This is a genomic window from Rhizobium albus (assembly GCA_030160035.1).
GTDB lineage: Bacteria > Pseudomonadota > Alphaproteobacteria > Rhizobiales > Rhizobiaceae > Georhizobium > Georhizobium albus.
This window is the reverse complement of record BSNO01000001.1, coordinates 1,072,271-1,090,340: the sequence shown is the minus strand read 5'-3', so window position 1 is coordinate 1,090,340 and position 18,070 is coordinate 1,072,271. Positions and strand designations below refer to the sequence as shown.

14 protein-coding genes are annotated in these 18,070 nt (G+C 62.2%); 5 read left to right on the top strand and 9 right to left on the bottom strand.

What is annotated here, in order from left to right:
- Positions 1-80: 80 nt before the first annotated feature.
- On the bottom strand, positions 81-1,493 hold the full coding sequence (locus QQL76_RS05185; RefSeq protein ID WP_499206666.1) for an FAD-binding oxidoreductase: 1,413 nt from the start codon (positions 1,491-1,493) through the stop codon (positions 81-83).
- 102 nt (positions 1,494-1,595) lie between these two features.
- Here QQL76_RS05185 and QQL76_RS05180 point away from each other — a divergent pair, with 102 nt between their 5' ends.
- Positions 1,596-2,081, top strand: a complete 486-nt coding sequence (locus QQL76_RS05180) for a thioesterase family protein (protein ID WP_499206665.1) — start codon at positions 1,596-1,598, stop codon at positions 2,079-2,081.
- A gap of 46 nt (positions 2,082-2,127) precedes the next feature.
- On the top strand, positions 2,128-3,762 hold the full coding sequence (locus QQL76_RS05175) for a chloride channel protein (RefSeq protein ID WP_499207118.1): 1,635 nt from the start codon (positions 2,128-2,130) through the stop codon (positions 3,760-3,762).
- A 24-nt stretch (positions 3,763-3,786) separates the two neighbouring features.
- On the opposite strand, the gene QQL76_RS05170 is transcribed toward QQL76_RS05175, so the two are convergent.
- From QQL76_RS05170 to QQL76_RS05150, 5 genes are all read right to left on the bottom strand, one after another.
- Complete coding sequence (locus QQL76_RS05170; RefSeq protein ID WP_499206664.1) at positions 3,787-6,981, bottom strand: efflux RND transporter permease subunit; 3,195 nt, start codon at positions 6,979-6,981, stop codon at positions 3,787-3,789.
- 87 nt (positions 6,982-7,068) lie between these two features.
- Complete coding sequence (locus QQL76_RS05165; RefSeq protein ID WP_499206663.1) at positions 7,069-8,334, bottom strand: efflux RND transporter periplasmic adaptor subunit; 1,266 nt, start codon at positions 8,332-8,334, stop codon at positions 7,069-7,071.
- Positions 8,335-8,664: 330 nt separating this feature from the next.
- Positions 8,665-11,253, bottom strand: a complete 2,589-nt coding sequence (gene ligD, locus QQL76_RS05160; RefSeq protein ID WP_499206662.1) for a DNA ligase-like domain-containing protein — start codon at positions 11,251-11,253, stop codon at positions 8,665-8,667.
- 12 nt (positions 11,254-11,265) lie between these two features.
- The gene (gene ku, locus QQL76_RS05155) at positions 11,266-12,168 is read right to left on the bottom strand and encodes a Ku protein (protein ID WP_499206661.1); all 903 of its coding nucleotides are present in this window, start codon (positions 12,166-12,168) and stop codon (positions 11,266-11,268) included.
- An 82-nt stretch (positions 12,169-12,250) separates the two neighbouring features.
- Positions 12,251-12,436, bottom strand: coding sequence for a DUF3008 family protein (locus QQL76_RS05150; protein WP_404864257.1), 186 nt, complete (start codon positions 12,434-12,436; stop codon positions 12,251-12,253).
- 104 nt (positions 12,437-12,540) lie between these two features.
- On the opposite strand from QQL76_RS05150, the gene QQL76_RS05145 reads away from it, so the two are divergent.
- Together QQL76_RS05145 and QQL76_RS05140 are read left to right on the top strand one after the other, a co-directional pair.
- Positions 12,541-13,026, top strand: coding sequence for an MgtC/SapB family protein (locus tag QQL76_RS05145; protein ID WP_499206660.1), 486 nt, complete (start codon positions 12,541-12,543; stop codon positions 13,024-13,026).
- A complete protein-coding gene (locus QQL76_RS05140; protein ID WP_499206659.1) occupies positions 13,023-14,072 on the top strand; it encodes a DNA topoisomerase IB in 1,050 nt (349 codons plus the stop codon). The genes QQL76_RS05145 and QQL76_RS05140 overlap by 4 nt, the downstream gene beginning before the upstream one ends.
- 69 nt (positions 14,073-14,141) lie before the next feature.
- On the opposite strand, the gene QQL76_RS05135 is transcribed toward QQL76_RS05140, so the two are convergent.
- From QQL76_RS05135 to QQL76_RS05125, 3 genes are all read right to left on the bottom strand, one after another.
- Positions 14,142-15,026, bottom strand: a complete 885-nt coding sequence (locus QQL76_RS05135) for a dienelactone hydrolase family protein (protein WP_499206658.1) — start codon at positions 15,024-15,026, stop codon at positions 14,142-14,144.
- An 81-nt stretch (positions 15,027-15,107) separates the two neighbouring features.
- A complete protein-coding gene (locus QQL76_RS05130; RefSeq protein WP_499206657.1) occupies positions 15,108-16,361 on the bottom strand; it encodes a S8 family serine peptidase in 1,254 nt (417 codons plus the stop codon).
- A 75-nt stretch (positions 16,362-16,436) separates the two neighbouring features.
- Positions 16,437-16,850, bottom strand: coding sequence for a hypothetical protein (locus QQL76_RS05125; RefSeq protein ID WP_499206656.1), 414 nt, complete (start codon positions 16,848-16,850; stop codon positions 16,437-16,439).
- A gap of 238 nt (positions 16,851-17,088) precedes the next feature.
- Here QQL76_RS05125 and QQL76_RS05120 point away from each other — a divergent pair, with 238 nt between their 5' ends.
- The gene (locus QQL76_RS05120) at positions 17,089-17,964 is read left to right on the top strand and encodes a PRC-barrel domain-containing protein (RefSeq protein ID WP_499206655.1); all 876 of its coding nucleotides are present in this window, start codon (positions 17,089-17,091) and stop codon (positions 17,962-17,964) included.
- The last annotated feature ends 106 nt before the right edge of the window (positions 17,965-18,070 follow it).

Here is an 18,070-nt window from a genome sequence, read left to right as displayed (position 1 = left end):
AGACTCCTTGAACTGCGGGTAGCAACGGCGATCCGTAACGGGCTACCGGCCGGATCCAGCCCCGCACTGATACGGGAGAATCACGTCAAATCAAAGATTTTACCGGGGTTCATGATGTCGTGAGGATCAAGCGAGCGCTTGATCGATCGCATCAGGTCCACACTGCCGCCGAGTTCCATAGGCAGATAGCGCATCTTGCCCTGTCCGATGCCATGCTCGCCGGTACACGTGCCGTCGAAAGCGAGCGCCCGTGCGTTCAGCCGCCCGATGAAGGCTTCCGCGCGCTCGATCTCAAGGGTATCGGCCATGTCCATCAGCACGAGCACATGGAAATTACCGTCCCCCGCATGGCCGACGATCGGCGCGATCAGGCCTGTCTCGATGATGTCTCGCTGCGTTTCCTCGACGCATTCCGCTAGCTTGGAGATGGGAACGCAGACATCGGTTGAGACCGCGCCGGCACCCGGCCGAAGCTGCAGCGCCGCCCAATACGCATTGTGCCGCGCCTTCCAGAGTCGCGCCCGTGCTTCCGGGTCCGTTTCCCAGGCAAAAGTGCCGCCGCCGCACTCTTCCGCGATGTCTGCGAAAAGGGCCGCCTGCTCGCGCACGCCCGCTTCCGTACCGTGAAATTCGAGAAACAATGCCGGCGTCTCGGGATAGTTGAGCCCGGAATAGGCGTTACAGGCCCGGATCTGCAGAGCATCCAGCAGTTCGATGCGGGCGACGGGTATCCCCATCTGGATCGTCATGATGACCGCCGAGCAGGCATCATGGATCGTCTTGAACGCGCACACACCACCGGACACGGCCTGCGGGATGCCGGCAAGCCGCAGCGTCACCGACGTGATGACACCGAGCGTGCCTTCGGCACCTACAAAAAGGCGGGTGAGATCATAGCCCGCGGAAGATTTGCGCGCGCGGCGCGCCGTTCGGATCTCTTCCCCGCTTGCCGTGACGGCCGTGACCGCGATGACATTGTCCCGCATCGTGCCGTAGCGCACCGCGTTGGTCCCGGATGCGCGCGTCGATGCCATGCCGCCGATGCTGGCATTGGCGCCCGGATCGATGGGGAAGAAAAGGCCCGTATCGCGCAATTGAGCATTGAGCGCTTCGCGGGTGATGCCGGGTTCGACCGTGCAATCCATGTCTTCGGGATTGACCTCGATAATGCGGTTCATCCGCGACATATCGAGCGAGATCCCGCCATTCGGCGCATTCACATGACCTTCCAGCGAACTGCCGACACCGAACGGAATGATCGGAATGCGGTGTGCCGCCGCGATCTGAACGACTATCTTCACATCCTCCGCGCTTTCGGCGAACACCACGCCGTCGGGCAGCTGCCCGGCGATATAGGTCGTGGTGTGCGCATGCTGCGCCCGCATCGCCTCGCCTGTCTGCAGCCGATCGCCAAACCGATCGCGCAAGGCCCGGAGCACCTCGCCGATCGCTGTCTCGTCCCGCGCGCCCGATCGGATATCCGCCAAAGCCACTGCTCGTCCTCCACCCCAATGCAATCGCCTGCCTTGCAGGCATGGCCTCGACCGTTAAAGTGTCATCTGCACCTTGATACAATCGAAGCAGCAGGACGATCCATGCTTTTTGATAGTCCGGTCTTCGCTCCGCCCGAGGAAGTGCGCCAGGAGTGGATCGACCTCAACGGTCATCTCAACATGGCCTACTACAACGTCCTCTTCGATCACGCGGTCGACCACCTGTTCGAAAAGCTTAATTGCGGGCCGGAGTGTATAGAGCAGCGCAAGCTGAGCTTCTTCACCGCCGAGGCGCATGTCCGTTATGTCAGGGAAGTGCATGCGGGCGACATGACCCGCTGCTCGCTGCAACTCGTGAACCACGATGCCAAACGGCTTCATCTCTATCAGGAACTGTTCCACACCGATGGCTGGCTGTCGGCCACCAGCGAAACGCTGCTGCTGCACATCGACATGAACGTTCGAAAGGTGGCGACCATTCCGGATGATATCCGCGAGAAAATCGATGCTCTTGCCGCCGCCCACCAGTCGCTGCCGCAACCAGCCACGATCGGTCGCGGCATCGCATTGAAACGGCAGCAGCCTTGATAGCGATGTGTGCGCCAATGGTCTGGCGGAGGCAGCATTGAAACCTGTGCTGCCCGATTACATTGCCGGACTTCCGCGCCTGCTGAAAAGTTGGATCGCACCGAACTTCAACGCCTTTCGCCGCGATCGACTTTCCCTTCTCTGGCTCCTGTCGCTTCTGATCGGTATAGGCGTTGCACTTGCGGCGATCGCCTTCCGCGAGGCGATCGGTCTCGTCCAGCTGTTATGGCTCGGCGATCGGTCGGAGCGCGTTCTGAGCGCGGCGCGAGAGGTTCCTCCTTACGTCATCTTCCTGGCACCGGTCGTCGGCGGCCTCGTCGTCGGGCTGCTGCTGCATTATTTGATGCCCTCGAAGCGCACGCAAGGCGTGGCCGACGTGATCGAGGCACGCGCAATGTCAGGGCGGCCCATCGGCTTTCGCGAGGGGCTTCTGTCTTCGATCATCACCGCGATCTCGCTCGGCAGTGGCGGCAGCGCCGGACGCGAGGGACCCGTGGTCCATCTCGGCGCGACCCTTGCAAGCGGCATCGCACGGCATCTCTCGCTGCCGGAGTGGAGCCGTCGGACCCTGCTCGGCGCCGGCGTTGCGGCGGCGGTCTCGGCAAGCTTCAATGCCCCGATCGCAGGCGTCCTGTTTGCCCATGAGGTTATTCTCGGCCACTACGCCATGCGTGCCTTCGTGCCGATCGTCATCTCCTCGACGGTCGCAGGCGTTCTGTCGCGCGTCTATTTCGGTGATGCCGCCGCTTTCATGCTGCCAGCCTATGGCATCACGTCTTATTGGGAGTTCCCAGCCTTCGCCCTGCTCGGGGTCGTCTCTGCCCTTGTCGCCATCGGCTTTCAGTTCACCTTGTTTTCAGCCGATTTCCTTGCGCGGCGGATGACGGTGCCGCTTTGGACGCGACCGGTCATCGGTGGTGCCGCGATCGGCCTGATCGGTATGGTGCTGCCGCACGTACTCGGCGTCGGCTACGAAGTGACTGATCTCGCGCTATGGGGGCAGTTGCCGCTTGTCCTGATGCTGGTCCTCATCGTGGCAAAGACGATCACGACCGCGATCACACTCGCCTCCCGCTTCGGCGGCGGCATCTTCTCGCCGGCTCTCTATCTCGGCGCCCTGACCGGCGGCGCGTTCGGCATCGTGGCGGCTGCCCTCTTCCCTGACCTCGCATCGAGCCGGTCCCTCTACGCCATCCTTGGCATGGGCGCTGTCGCCGGCGCTGTGCTTGGCGCTCCTATCTCGACGACAGTGATCGTCTTCGAATTGACCGGCGGCTATGCGCTGTCGGTCGCGCTGCTGCTTTGCGTCGCGATTGCCCATGGCATCAACCATGCGCTCCACGGCCATTCCTATTTTCAATGGCAATTGGCGAGCCGCGGGATCTTCGTCCAGGAAGGGCCCCACCAGACCTTGCGCCACGCGATCAAGGTGATGGACTTCATGACACCGATAGAGCCCGACAGCGAAGGCTCGTTCGACCGTGAAAAACAGCCGGATGCCCTGAAATCGTCCGACACGCTGGAGCGCGCCTTGCGTCTATTCGACCAGGGCGGGCACTCCCGCCTCCCGGTGCTCGACGAGAAGAGCGGAACGACACTCATCGCATGGGCAAGCCAAGTCCAAGCGCTCGAATATTACAATGCCCGGCTTGTTGCGGCTAGCGAGGAGGAGCACCGCTAATAGGCGGCGCTCCTGTCAGTTCTGCTATGTGTTTCGCATTGCCGCGGCCGCATCGAGCTCGCCGAGCAGCTTCACTTCCTCTGCTGCGCGCGGCTTGCTGAACCGGGCCAGCAGCAGATAGGCGACCGGCGTGACGAACAGCGTCGCCGCAACGGCAAGACCGAGCCCGCCCACGATGATCCAGCCGAGAGCGATGCGCGCTTCCGCGCCCGCGCCTGACGCCGCCACGAGCGGCACGCCACCGATGATCGTCGCGATCATCGTCATCATGACCGGGCGCAGGCGAATGGCGCAGGCCTGTTCGATGGCCTGGCGCACATTGCGCCCCTGGTCGCGGAGTTGGTCGGCAAATTCCACGATCAGGATGCCGTTCTTGGCCATGATCCCGACCAGCAACACCAGACCGATCTGGCTGTAGATGTTGAGGCTGCCACCGGTCAGCACCAGCGCAAACACCGCACAGGCGAGCCCGAGCGGCACCGTCGCCATGACGATCAGGGCGCTGACGAAGCTCTCGAACTGGGCCGACAGCACCAGGAAAATGATCAGGATGGCGAAGCCGAAGGTAATCAGCATGCCGCTGGAGTTCTCCTGCAGCGTCGCCGCTTCGGCCAAGGGGATGATGCGTTCGCCGGCCGGGAGAATCTCGTCCGCCATCGCCTGAACCTCGCTCAGCGCTTCCCCGAGCGGGAAATCGCCGACTAGTCCTGCGTTGATCGTGATGGAGCGCAGCTGACGCTCGCGGTCGAGCGAAGGCGCGATCGCCCGCTCCTCCACCGTCGCGATGGTGGCCATCGGTACATTCTTGCCGTCAGCGGTGCGGATGAAGATATTTTCCAGATCCGTCGGGTCGTTGATCGGGTTGGTCGTCGATTCGATCAGCACCGGCACCGCACGGCCATCGACGAATACGTCGGCGAGCTCCCGCCCATCGACCATCGCCTGGATCGTGTCGGAGAGGCCGGTGATGTCGATACCGAGATCGTAGGCCCGGTCACGGTCGATCGACACATAAAGCTGCGGCTGCGTGGTTTCGAAGGATTGCCGAACCTGGTTGAACCGTGGATCGTCCTCCAGTCGCCGCACGATCTGATCGGCGGAGTCGGCAAGCGATTCATAGGTATTGCCGACGATCGCGAACTGGAGGCCATTGCCGGCCCCACGGATGCCGAGACTGTTCGGCTGGATGGCGAAGGCGCGAACCGACGGCACCTGCGCGACGGCCGCGTTGATATCGGCCACGATCATGGCTTGGGTGCGCTCGCGCTCGCCCCAGGGCGCCAGCGTCATCACAACGAACGCGCTGTTCGGTTCGCCGCCCTGCCCGGTATTGGTGAAGATGTTGCGGATTTCGCCGCTGTCCATCAGCGGCTGCAGCGCCTGCTCGATCTTGCGAACCTGCACGCCCATGTAGTCGAGGCTGACGCCCTGCGGTGCCGAAACCCGCATCAGCGCAAATGAGCGGTCTTCTGCTGGCGTGAGCTCCTGCCGCACGCCACCCAGAGCCAGGAGCGACGCACCGAGGAACAGCACCGACACCAGCACGACGATGAATGGCGCATTGAGGCAGGCCGCCAGGGCCCGGTTATAGAGCTTGGCACTCGCACCAGCGACACGCATCTTCAGCGACTTGCGACTGCCCTCCGTGTGCGGCAGCGAATCCTTCGTGAGAAGCAAGGAAGCCAGCATCGGGCAAAGCGTCAGCGCAACGAGCGACGACAGAGCAACGGCAAAGGCGAGCACGAAGCCGAATTCACGGAACAGGCCACCTGTCTGGCCAGGCAGGAACGAGATCGGCACGAAGACGGCTGCAAGCGTCGCCGTGGTCGCAACGACCGCAAAGAACATTTCGCGCGTCCCGATCACTGCCGCGGCGCGCCGGCCAACGCCCTGGGCCCGGCGCCGCACGATGTTCTCAAGCACGATGATCGCATCGTCCACCACGAGACCTGTCGCAAGCACGATGGCGAGCAGGGTCAGGATATTGAGCGAGAACCCCGCGAGATACATTGCTGCAAGCGTACCGATGAGCGCCACGGGCAGCGTCAGCATCGGAATCAGCGTCGCTCGCCAATCGCCAAGAAACAGGAAAATGACGACCAGCACGGCCACCACTGAAACGGCGAGCGCGAGTTCGACCTCGTGGAGCGCACCTTCCACGAAGACGGCGTCGTCGCTGGTGATCGCGATCTGCACGCCATCCGGCAACACGTCCGCCTGCAATTGCGCAACGGCAGCCGTAACACCCGATGAGATGTTCAGCGTGTTCGACTGCGCTTGCCGGATGATGCCGAGGCCGACACCGGTCCGGCCGTTCGATCGGAGGCCACTCGCGCCATCGTCGGCGGCAAGCGTCACGGTCGCGACATCGCCAAGCCGCACGCGGCCGTCGATATAGAGTTGCTCAAACTGTTCGGGCGTCGTGACATCCGCAGTCGCGCGGACAACGAGGTCCTGGTTGGCGCTCGAAAGCGAGCCGGCGGGTACGTCGTATGAAACGGAATCAAGGACCGCCCGCATGCTGCCGACCGTCAGGCCTCGCGCAGCAAGTTTGGTCTGATCGACATCGACGCGGAAGATCTTCTGGCGGTCGCCATAGACCTGAACGTCGGCCACACCCTCCACGGCGGCCAGTCGGTTGACGACTTCGTCTTCCACGAGGATCGTCAGATCCTCGATGTTCATGGCGTCGGCCGTCACCGCCAATCGCATGATGGCCTGTGCATTCGCATCGGCCTTGACGATGATAGGGTCGTCAGCGTCATCGGGAAGCTGGCCCAGCGCGCGACCCATCGCATCGCGCACGTCCGACGCTGCGACATCCAGATCGACATTGTCGTTGAACTCGATCGTGACCCGGCTGTCGCCGAACTCCGACGACGAGGAGATCGACCGAACGCCGGAAACGCGGGCGACCGCACCTTCAACGACTTCGGTCACCTCACGGTCCATCGTCTCGGGCGCAGCGCCTGTGAATGAGGTACGCACGGTGATGACGGGACGGTCTACATCCGGCAATTCGCGGATTTCGATGCCGACGAAGGCAGCAAGCCCTGCAACGATGATCAGCGCGTTGAGCACGAACGCGAAGATCGGGCGGCGGACGAAAAGCGCGATGCCGCCGGTGGAGCGGTTAGCAAAAAGCGCCTCCTCCTCACGGTCGGCCAGTTGTTCGGCCGCGCGCTGGTCGTCACTGGGGCGGATCTCCGTTGGGCTCATCAAATGCGCTTTCTCGGAACGATGTCTCGGGGCTGATCTCGAAACCTAGACGGGTCCAGGATCGAGGCGGCGAACAATTGGAGGCTTTCAAGAGCCCGACGGTGCGGCGGACGGCGTGACCGGATTATTTCGTGCGACCGGAAGACCATCGCGGCCGACCGCGACAGCATCACCGGCTTCTTCACCGGCATCATCCGTCACGGTCACGACTTCGGCGCCATCGCGCAGCTGCATTAGGCCTTCCACGACCACGTCGTCGCCTTCCTTCAGCTCGGCCTCGACCAGAATGGAATCCGAATTGCGCTGAACGATGCGGACAGGCACGCGCTCGCTGCGACCGTCCACCACGCGCCAGACGAACGAGCCTTCCGCGCTCCACTGCAGTGCGAGCGGATCGACCGTCGGGAAATCGTCACCATCGAAGGTCAGTTCGACGGAGAAGGACATGCCGGCGCGGAGGCGATCGTTCTCGTTCGGGATCGACGCCCGAACCCAAAGCGTGCGGCTTTGAAGATCGACGCGGTTGTCGACTGCGCTGATCTCGCCTTCATGCACCTGATCTGGGCTCGAAATCGCGTGTGCTTTGACGGGCAAGCCGACGTCGATCATGTTGGCGAAACGTTCGGGCACCCAGAAATCGACCAGCAACTCCGTGCGGTCGTCGATGCGCACGATTTCAGTGGTGGTCGTGACGTAGTCGCCGGGATTGACCGAGACGATGCCGATGACGCCGCCGATCGGTGCGGTGATCGAGCGGCGCGAGAGATTGAGCTCGGCTTCGCGCAGTTGGAGACGTGCGGTCTGCACCGCGAGCTCGGCCTGCGTGATCTCGACATTGGCGACGGACGACGCGGAGGATTCGCGCAGCGTCCGGCGCCGCTGCAGCGTGGTTTCGGCATCTTCCAGGTCAAGGCGCGCCCGTTCGACGGCGATGGCCTGCTCGTCGGAGGCAAGCTGTGCGATGACGTCGCCTTCTTCGACCGATTGTCCCGAGCGAACGAGGACTTCTTCGAGGTTACCCGTCACATAGGGCGTGACGTTGACCGTGCGCACAGCCTCGCCATTGCCGATCGCCGACAATCGGTCATTGACCTGTGCCCGGCCCGCGGGTTCGGTCATGACAAGCCGCGCCTGCGAACCCATGCCGCCGCGACCACCGGCGCCGGGAGCCCCACCCGGGCCCGCGGCAGGTGCCGATTCGTCAGCGCCGGTCGCTGCAAGCGCGGTTAAAGCGGGATGCGCCAACCCAACCTGCTCAAGCCTCGTCACCGCACCCGGATCTAGCTTCAGCCAAGCGAAACCGGCACCCGCCACGATGATGAGGGCCACGGCCCCCTGCTTGAATGCTGACATTGATGATCCTCAAACGCAAAATCGGACAGGCTTGTCGCTTGCTGCACCGCAAACTTAGCACGCAAATGAAATTCTACAGATGTGCGATAGGACAGCGAACCTGAACGCACTCTGAAGAAAGATAGCCGCACTATCGCGTAACCAAGACGATGACGAGAATACGTCGACACCGATGCGCCGGTTCAGGCGCGATCATGGTCGATTTTGTACGGAACTGGCAATCTATCGATCGTTTTCCGGGCTCAGACGCGATTTGAAAGCCCGTTCAATTGGCATAACTTTTCCGTGAGTGTGTCGTTGGGCATCGTGCAAACGACACACCAGCCGCGTTCAGCCGGAGAATGCCTTGAGCATGGCCTTCGTCAAAGACTGGCGCCAGCCTGCCGCGTCCGCCCAGGGGTCCGGTGCTTCCAGACGATCAGGCATGTCGTGCAGTCGGAACGAATTGGCGTCCTCCAGATCGGCCAGTTCTTCCCAGGAAACCGGAGTCGCCACTGGCGCACCCTCGCGCGAACGTGTCGAATAGGGTGCAATCGCCGTGGACCCCCGCTCGTTTCGCAGCCAGTCGATGAAAATGCGCCCCTTGCGCTTCGCCTTGGACATGGTCGCGACGAACCGATCGGGTTCCTCCTCGGCAAACGCCGTTGCAAAGCTCTTCGAAAAGGCTTTCACCTCAGTCCAGGTTGCGCGCCTTTGCAGCGGTACGATCACGTGCACGCCCTTGCCACCGGTCACCATCGGTACGCTCTGCAACTTCAACTCCGCGAGCCGGTCGCGCATGGCGAATGCAGCCTCGCGCACATCGTCGAAAGTCAGCCGCTCGTCGGGATCGAGATCGAAAACCATGCGAACCGGCTTTTCAAGGTCGGTCATGTTCGAGCCCCATATGTGGAATTCGAGCGTTCCCATCTGGACTGCGGCGACGAGGGCCTCGGCGCTGTCGAGAACCATGTAATCCTCGGTATCGCCGGAATTCTCCTTGATCGGCACACGCTTGATCTCGGCGGGGAACCCGTCGCTGGCATGCTTTTGGAAGAAGCATTGCTTGGTCCGTCCCTGCGGGCAGCGCACAAGCGACACGGGATGACCGGCAACGAAAGGCAACATCCGGTCTGCAGCCACCGCAAAGTAACGGGCGAGGTCGATCTTGGTAACGCCCTGCTTCGGAAAGACGACGCGATACGGACTGCTGATCTTGATGCCGAGCACTTCTTCCGAAGCCGCGCTCTTGGCGCGCGCATTTTGTTTGGGCGTGATGGGCTCGTCGTCCGCGCTCATATCCGTCCCCTTGTCTGAAGATGCACTTTCGAGCGTGATGTCGTCCGCCGCCTTGTCCTCGCGCAGGCCAAGGAATGCGCCATGGCGGATGTGCCCGTCATCGGTCAGCTCCGCATAGTCCACCTCGGCCACGAGGTCGGGCGTTACCCAGACGGCATCACGGCGGAACTGTGCGTCGACACTCTCGAAGGGCATCGATTTGCGGGTGCGCTCCTTTAATAGCGCGCCGAGTTCTTCGAGCGTCTCGCCTGTGAACCCGGTGCCGACGCGCCCGCGATAAACAAGCTTGTCGCCTTCCCGCGTTCCGAGAAGAAGCGAGGCGAAAGCCCTGCCGCGCTTGTCGGATTTCGAATAGCCGCCGATCACGAATTCCTGCCGCTTGGTGCATTTCACCTTCAGCCATTCGCGTCCGCGACGGCCGCGATAAGGCGCATCCGCCTTCTTCGCGATGATGCCTTCCTGACCAGCCTTGCAGATGGAGCGGAAGACGCTCGGACCATGGCCGCGCACATGCTCGCTGTACTGCACAACGGGTGTGGCCGCACTGTCGGAGATCAGCTGCGAAAGCGCTTCCTTTCGCTCGATCAGCGGATTCTTCTTCAGATCCTTGCCATTCAGCGCCAACAGGTCGAATGCGAAGAAGCGTTTGGCTGCGCCGCCCTTGATTGCCTTCTGCAGTGCGGAGAATGCGGAGCCGCCATCCTTGATGTCGCTTGCCATTACCTCGCCGTCGATCAGCGCGCTCTTGCAGTTCAGCCCTTCGAGCGCCTTGGCGACGTCCGGGAACTTGTCCGTCCAGTCAAGACCGGTGCGAGTGTAAAGGGCAACGCCTTTCCCGCCGATCGCTGCCATCAGGCGATAGCCGTCGAACTTCACCTCGTGCAACCAGTCGTCGCCCTCGGGCGCGGCATCGACGAGCGTCGCCAGCATCGGAGGCTCGAAGGCCGGCATTGCGATGGTGGATGATCGCTTGGGGCGCTTCGCCTGCGCCGCTTCCGTCTTGGCGGTCTTGGCTGCCGGCTTCGCGCTGGACGACCATACGGCGTCGGCCGAAGCGGCGATCTCCTCCATCGACCGGCCTGAAACGATGCTGATCATGTTGGCGGTGGTGATGATGTCGCCCGTCTCGCCTTCGAAACTGTCGGCAACGGCGTCCCGCTCCTTGATCAGAAGCCAGTTGTCGCGCTTCTCGCCTTTGCGCGGCTTGATCCGGACGAGAGCCCAGCCGCCCGTCATCCGCTCGCCGTGCAGGTTGAAGTGCAGCTTGCCTTCCTTGAGGCCCTCTTCCGGGTCGTGCAGCGGCTCCCACGTCCCCTGGTCCCAAAGCATCACGGTGCCGCCGCCATACTCCTTCTTGGGGATTACGCCCTCGAAATCGCCGTAGGACATCGGATGATCCTCGGTCATGACGGCGAGCCGCTTGTCACCCGGATCGACGCTCGGGCCGCGGGTGACGGCCCAGCTTTTCAGCACCCCTCCCCATTCGAGGCGCAGATCGTAGTGCAGACGCGTCGCGTCGTGCTTCTGCACGAGAAACCGGAGCTTGTCCTTCCGCGTGCGCGCCTTCTTGCCCTTGGGCTCGCGTGTGCGGGTGAAATCCCGCTTGGCGTTGTAGGTTGAAAGCGGATCAGCGGATGCCATCGATCAAAACCCTCAAGCCGACTTCTTGCGGGGCGCGGCCTTTGGCTTGGCCGCGGTCTTGGTCTCCGTCTTGGTCGATCGCGACGCGCTTGGCTTTGCTGCCGCAGTCTTCTTCTTGCCGTTGGACGTTTCCAGGCTCTTCTTCAGAGCCGACATCAGGTCCACGACGTTGTCGCCGCCCTTGGCCGGTTTGTCGTCGTCGCCCGTATCCACGCGTTTCGAAGTCTTGCTCTTCGTCTTGGAGTCGATGAGATCGCGCAATGCGTCCGCGTAATGGTCCTTGAAGACCTTCGGATCGAACTTCGCCGTCTTCCGGTCGATCAAGGCCGTTGCGACTTCGAGAAGCTCCTCGTCGGCCCCTTCTCCGCTGATTTCCGAAAACAGGGGATCCGCTTTGCGGATCTCGTCGGCGTAATGCAGCGTCTCCAGCAGCAAACCATCGCCGCACGGCCGGATCGCGCACAGATATTCATGGCCGCGCATGGCCAATTGTCCGAGGCCGACCTTTTCCGATTGGCGCAGCGCATCCCGCACCACGCGATATGCGTCTTCGGCGAGTTCGTCGGTCGGCACGACGTAATAGGGCTTGTCATAGTAGAGTGGCGGGATCTCGCAGGCTCCGACGAATTGAACCAGCTCCAGCGTCTTCCGAGTCTCGAGCTTCACGGCTTCGATCTCGTCGGGATCGAGCAGGACATAATTGCCCTTGTCGTACTCAAAGCCTTTGACGATCTCGTCCGCATCGACCGGGCCGTGCCCGTCGACGACCTTTTCGTACCGGATCGGTTTGCCTGTCGGCTCATGGATCTGGCGGAAGCTGATGCGGGCGCCCGTCTTGGTGGCGCTGTACAATTCGACCGGGATGGAGACGAGTGAAAGGCGCAGCTGGCCTTTCCACATTGCACGTGCAGCCATGGCATTCCTCTTGACGCGAGACAGTTTTTAACAAAACGCTAATGTGACGTGCACGTTCCCCCGGCCTCGAAAGAGCTGACGATCACGACTTCTTCTTGTTCGGCAGCTTCTCGCGCTTGGTCTCTGCCAGCTCTTCCAGCTGCTTCTCGGTCATGGACTCCACCATGTCTTTCGAAGCCCCCTTCAGATCGGATTTCTTGGTATCGCCGCGCTTGGCGGAGAGCGCCGCGCCGGCGGCCTTCTGCTGGGCTTTCGATTGTGCAGGCATCGACGATCTCCGGGAAGCAGTTGCGATCTCCTGAAAATCCGCACACGCACGAATGTTCCCGAGCGCTGATGGAACAATCGATGCGCCGCTGAATTTCAGCGGCGATGGAAAGCATCATCGCCGACATGACCCACTCGACCTTCCTCCCGGCGCCCGTCATCTGGGCACGGTTCGTCGGAGCGCTTCTCTTCGGCGCCGTGATCGGTTTCGAACGGGAATTGCGGTCACGACCGGCAGGGCTGCGAACCCACGCGCTGGTGGCCGTCGCCGCCAGCGCCTTTGCGATACTCGCAACCGAAGTCATCCACTCCGAGAATCTGGGCGACAATGACGTTCAGATCGATCCGTTGCGCGTCATCGAAGCGGTCACTGCGGGCGTCGCGTTCCTCGCAGCTGGATTCATCGTCTTCGCCAAGGGCGAGGTCAAAGGTCTCACGACCGGTGCCGGCATCTGGCTCGCCGCCGCGATCGGCCTTTCCATCGGCTTCGGCTATTGGATGATCGCTCTACCGGCCACGATCCTCGGCGTTGTGGTGCTTGCACTTCTTCGCCGGTTCGAAGGTTTCGTCGAATTGAAAGCACCGAAATGATAGAGCGTATTTCAGCTGAAGAGCATGCCAAGGCAGCGCGTCTCATCTATGTGAGCGACGAAACACCCGGCTTTCGCCGCCGCAAGGCCGGGCGGGGTTTCTATTATGTGACGCCGGAGGGCGACAAGCTCGGCGCCGGCGATCATATCGATCGCATTCGGTCGCTTGCTATCCCGCCTGCCTACCAGGATGTCTGGATCACGGTCGAACCGCTGGGCCATCTCCAGGCAACGGGGCGCGACCAACGCGGGCGCAAGCAGTACCGCTATCACCCGAAATGGCATGAATCCCGCGACGCGACGAAGTACGGCGAACTCGCCTCCTTCGCACAGCTGTTGCCCACGATCCGTGAGCAGGTGGATGCGGATCTGCGCCGCCGATCACTGTCCTATGAGAAGGTCACGGCATCGGTGGTCTGGATGCTGGACAATCTGCTGATCCGTGTCGGCAACGAGATCTATGCAAAGCAGAACAAGAGCTTCGGCCTGACGACGCTGAAGAAGCGTCATCTCGATATTTCCGGCTCCGTGATGCGGTTCCGCTTCAAGGGCAAGTCCGGCAAGGAATGGAACCTGACCCACACCGATCGGCGGATCGCCAAGATCATCCGCACCATCCACGAATTGCCCGGCCATCAGCTCTTTCAGTATGAAACGGGCGATGGTGGACGCTCTACCGTCAAGTCGGATGACATCAACGCCTATCTGCGCGAGATCACCGGATCGGAGCTGAGCTCGAAGCTGTTCAGGACGTGGTCCGGCACGCGGCTGGCCGCCATTGCCTTGTCGGAGCTGGAAGCCCCTACCTCCAAGACGGATGCCTCCCGCAAGATCAACGCAGCTGTCGACGCAGTCTCGTCGCGTCTTGGCAACACCCGCGCGGTCTGCCGCCGGTGTTACATCCATCCCGCAGTGATCGACGCATTCGAGGAGGGTTCGCTGAGGGATGAACTGAAAGCCATCCGCCCATCGCGCGGGGCAGCATCGGAGTGGATGGACGATACCGAGCTTCGGCTGATGCGCTGGCTGGAAAAACAAAACGGCTGAACCGGAAACAGATTCCCGTTCAGCCACTTCGACCAGTCGCCGGATCCGGGCTCTCAGCTAGATGGATCGTCAGGCAGGTGTGGCTAGCTTTTCTCTGAAAAAGGCCAGCGTCCGCTCCCAGGCGACCGCCGCCGCGACAGGGTCGAAGCGGGCACTCGACGTGTCGTTGTTGAAGGCATGGTTGGAGCCCTCATACATGAACAACTGGTATTCGACGCCGTGTTCCTTGAGGGCGGCCTCATAGGCTTCGATGCCGGCATTGATGCGATCATCGAGCCCGGCATAGTGCAGCATGAGCGCCGCGCGGATGTTCGGCACCTGTTCAGCGGCGGCCTGCCGACCGTAATAGGCGACGCCCGCGACGAGATCTTCCGAAGCGGCGGCCAGATCGTTGACCATGCCGCCGCCCCAGCAAAAGCCCACGGCACCCACCCTTCCGTTGCTGCTTTCATGGCCTTCGAGAAAGGCGACGGTTGCCGTCGCGTTGGCGATGGTCTCGGCAGCATCGAGTGCCCCGATCTTCTCGCGGGCACGGTCTTCATCCTCCGGCGTTCCACCATCCGGCGAAAGGAAATCGGGGGCAAGAACGAGGAAGCCCTGCAGCGCGAGCCGCCGTGCGACATCGCGGATATGCGGATTAAGACCACGGTTTTCGTGAATGACGATGACGGACGGCATGGGGTTCGCAGCATCGCGCATGCGCACCAGATAGCCCTGCATCTCGCCGTTGCCGCCCGGATAGGTGATGTCTTCCGCCACCAGGCGATTATCATCCTCCGGCACCTGCTGCGCCGCTGCGTTGCTTGCGGCCAGCATCGGCGCAATGGCAGCGGCCGCCGCTCCCGAGCCGGCAAGCTTGGTCAGCTTCTCCATGAACCCACGCCGGTCGAGCGTGAGATGGGTGTACTCGTCGTAAGCGGAAATCATGTCTTGGGTGATGGTCGGGCGGGTCATGCTCTTCCTCCTGCGCGTGTCCTAGAGAAAAGCATAGGCTGCAAATAGGGCCACAACCCGATCCGGCGAGTGGTGATGTTCCTAGCGGCAGATGCCTTCCGTCTGGACGAGACCCCACCCAAACACCTCGTCGCGCCCAGGAGCGCCGAGATCGGCAGCCTGCGCGGCAAGGGCCGAGACCAGCTGCGCGCTCGGCGTTTCCGGATCGCGCGCGCGGGCGACGGCCAACGCAGCCGAAACGAAAGGCGCAGCATAGGACGTACCGGACCGGAAGCGCCCGCCACTCACAGACGCAGCGGTCCATAGCTGAACGCCGGGCCCTGCGAAATCGATGTGCGGGCCATTGACGGCGCGACGATAGACGCGGCGCTCGCCATCCACCGCAGTGACGGCCACCACACCCTCATAGGCTGCCGGGTAGAGAGGCTCTGACCGGGGCCCGGCATTGCCGGCTGCCGCGACGAGAATGACGCCGCGCTCGGTTGCAGCCGCCGTCACGCGCTCGAGCACACCATTGGCCGGCCCGGCGAAGCTCATATTGATGACGGACACGTCCTGCTGGACGAGCCGGTCGATCGCCCGGGCGATATCGAACGTGTCGGCGCGGTCCTCGCCGTCGCTCGCCCGATGAAACGCCTCAGCCGCCACCAGCCTCACACCGCTTAAAAGGCCGGGCGTACGCGTGTCGCTTCCGCCCGCGAGAAGAATCGCGATTGCGGTGCCATGAACGGCGCTGCCGGTCGCGCGATCCGCGGCGAGCACCGGCACCTTTTCCAGCTCGACACCGGCAAGTGCCGCATGCTCGGCATTGACCGTCGTGTCGATCATCCCGATCGTCACCCCTGCCGGGCAGGCCCGCGCATCGTCCGTCCAGCCGATCAGCTGGAATGCCTGACAGTCGCCATCGGCACAGGCGAGTTCGCCCGGTACATAGAGATGGTTGAGATCGAAGATTGCGCCCGGAACGAGACCAGTGATTTCAGCTTCCGCTTCCACGACCGTCCGGTTCGGCGGCAACGTGAAACGGCCGAGCTCCAATGTCACGATACCGATCGAGGCACGCTCCACCAGCGCGTAGCCTTGCGACGCTATGAGATCGATGCCGCCTGCATCCAGCGTGGCGACGACGATTTCCGGTCGCGGCGGCGCCGGCCGGGATACGACGCCCGAACCACTGCCAGATCCCGCCGAACCAGCTGAGCCGTCCGAAGCGCGGGCCCGCGTCACACCCGTCAGAAGGGGAGCCGCATACACCGCCGAGGCAGCAAGACCCATGCGCCGCAACACCATCCGGCGCGTTAGGCGCTGCGATCGAGAGGAAGGCGATGATGTCATGCTGTCTCCTGTTGCCGTGAGGCGCGGCGCTCTCAGAGCGATAAAGCTCGCATGAGAACGCGTGACGGCGTGCCTTTATTCCCCGTTCTCTTCTGCGCTCAACCCGAAACGATCGACAACGCTCGGCTGGATCAGTTTGGAGTGCAGCGTGAGCAGGATCAAATCGGCATCCACGCCCTCCCCGGCTTCCAGCGCGGCATCGATGCGAGCTTCGACTTCTCGGGCGCGATCCGGGCCAACTTCCCCCTCGAACGTCTCATGACCGAGCAGGCAATAGGCAACCAGATCTGCGACATGGGGATAGGTGGCAGCGTCGGCGTATCGTCCGCCGTTATCATCCTTCAAGAGATTGGAGATGGCGAGTTTGACGCCCTCAGGGACGAGCGCCGGATGCAGTCCAGCTCCTCGGAAGGCAGCATCCAGTTGGCGGAGATCCTCCGATCGGCCGAAAAGCCCGAACAAACCCATGGATGATCCGCGTCGTGCCATGTTCGGCCTCCTCTGGGACATGTGTGATGTCGCCTCGGCGAGCGGACATAAAACGCTGTTCAAATCCGTCACACGGGTAAAGTTCCGTAATAAATTGTTTCATTTCGTTACTGTCAATTGATCGATTGGTCGCCGAACCAACCGTCATGTGTACCGTTCCTCCAGCATCGATCTGCCGATAACAAAATCGTGAAATCGCATCAGACGGATGCCGGCCGATCATAAAGAGGAGAAGACCATGAAACGCACGCTTCTTACATCGGTCGCCCTGGGGGCAATGTTCGCCGGCGCAGCCTTCACCAACCCAGCAATCACCGACAGCATTGTCGGCTCGGCAGCCGCTCAGACACAGCCTGCTCCCGGAGCTGATGCGACTACGGATCAGCCGGCAGAAACGATGGACGACGCTACCGATAGCATGGGCGAAGCCGCCGATGATGCAGGTGACGCGGCCAGCGACGCTGCGGAAGACGCCGCCGACACGGTCGATAACGAGATGGAGCCGGATGCCGATATCGAGGACGGCGATGAAGTTTCTCCCGTGACCACGACCGGCGACACCAACGATGCAAATGACGGCACGGTGGACGACGCAGACGCCAGCCAGGAAGCTGACGAAATGCTTAGCGACACGGACGACACGACGACGCCCGACGCTGGCGCAGCCGCTCCCATGACGGACGACAGTGCTTCGATGGACGCACCGTCCGGCGAAATGTTCATCACCATGCAGGAAGAGAACGAAGTCTCCGCCAACACTTATGTCGGCCAGTCGCTCTACAATATGGAAGACGAGTCGATCGGCGAAATCACCGACCTGATCTTCTCCGATGACGGCGGCGCACGCACGGCAGTTGTCGGCGTTGGTGGCTTCCTCGGCATCGGCCAAAAGGATGTCGGCGTTAACTTCGACATGATCACCATCGAACAACAGCCGGACTCCACCGACGTCCGCCTGGTGATCGAGGCGACCCGCGAAGACTTGGAAAATGCTCCGGAATACATGGATCTGGATGACCAGGCAGCCGAGCAGGACGCCGAGATGGCACCGGCAACCGATACGGGCGGCGCCATGGATCCTGCCACGGCCCCTGCACCGGCTCCGGCGCAGTAACACCTGCAACGAAAAGTCTGAATGGAACCGGCGGTCGCAAGACCGCCGGTTTTTCTATGCAAAGTGGTCACCGAGGTCGATTGCTGGCCTTCGACGCCCGAATCAC

What these genes read in the sequence shown, in the direction of transcription:
- QQL76_RS05120 (WP_499206655.1), top strand. Translation starts at nt 17,089, where the DNA reads ATGAAACGCACGCTTCTTACATCGGTCGCCCTGGGGGCAATGTTCGCC.
- QQL76_RS05150 (WP_404864257.1), bottom strand. Translation starts at nt 12,436, where the DNA reads ATGCCTGCACAATCGAAAGCCCAGCAGAAGGCCGCCGGCGCGGCGCTC.
- QQL76_RS05165 (WP_499206663.1), bottom strand. Translation starts at nt 8,334, where the DNA reads ATGTCAGCATTCAAGCAGGGGGCCGTGGCCCTCATCATCGTGGCGGGT.
- QQL76_RS05130 (WP_499206657.1), bottom strand. Translation starts at nt 16,361, where the DNA reads ATGACATCATCGCCTTCCTCTCGATCGCAGCGCCTAACGCGCCGGATG.
- QQL76_RS05140 (WP_499206659.1), top strand. Translation starts at nt 13,023, where the DNA reads ATGATAGAGCGTATTTCAGCTGAAGAGCATGCCAAGGCAGCGCGTCTC.
- QQL76_RS05125 (WP_499206656.1), bottom strand. Translation starts at nt 16,850, where the DNA reads ATGGCACGACGCGGATCATCCATGGGTTTGTTCGGGCTTTTCGGCCGA.
- QQL76_RS05180 (WP_499206665.1), top strand. Translation starts at nt 1,596, where the DNA reads ATGCTTTTTGATAGTCCGGTCTTCGCTCCGCCCGAGGAAGTGCGCCAG.
- QQL76_RS05135 (WP_499206658.1), bottom strand. Translation starts at nt 15,026, where the DNA reads ATGACCCGCCCGACCATCACCCAAGACATGATTTCCGCTTACGACGAG.
- QQL76_RS05145 (WP_499206660.1), top strand. Translation starts at nt 12,541, where the DNA reads ATGGAAAGCATCATCGCCGACATGACCCACTCGACCTTCCTCCCGGCG.
- ku (WP_499206661.1), bottom strand. Translation starts at nt 12,168, where the DNA reads ATGGCTGCACGTGCAATGTGGAAAGGCCAGCTGCGCCTTTCACTCGTC.
- QQL76_RS05170 (WP_499206664.1), bottom strand. Translation starts at nt 6,981, where the DNA reads ATGAGCCCAACGGAGATCCGCCCCAGTGACGACCAGCGCGCGGCCGAA.
- ligD (WP_499206662.1), bottom strand. Translation starts at nt 11,253, where the DNA reads ATGGCATCCGCTGATCCGCTTTCAACCTACAACGCCAAGCGGGATTTC.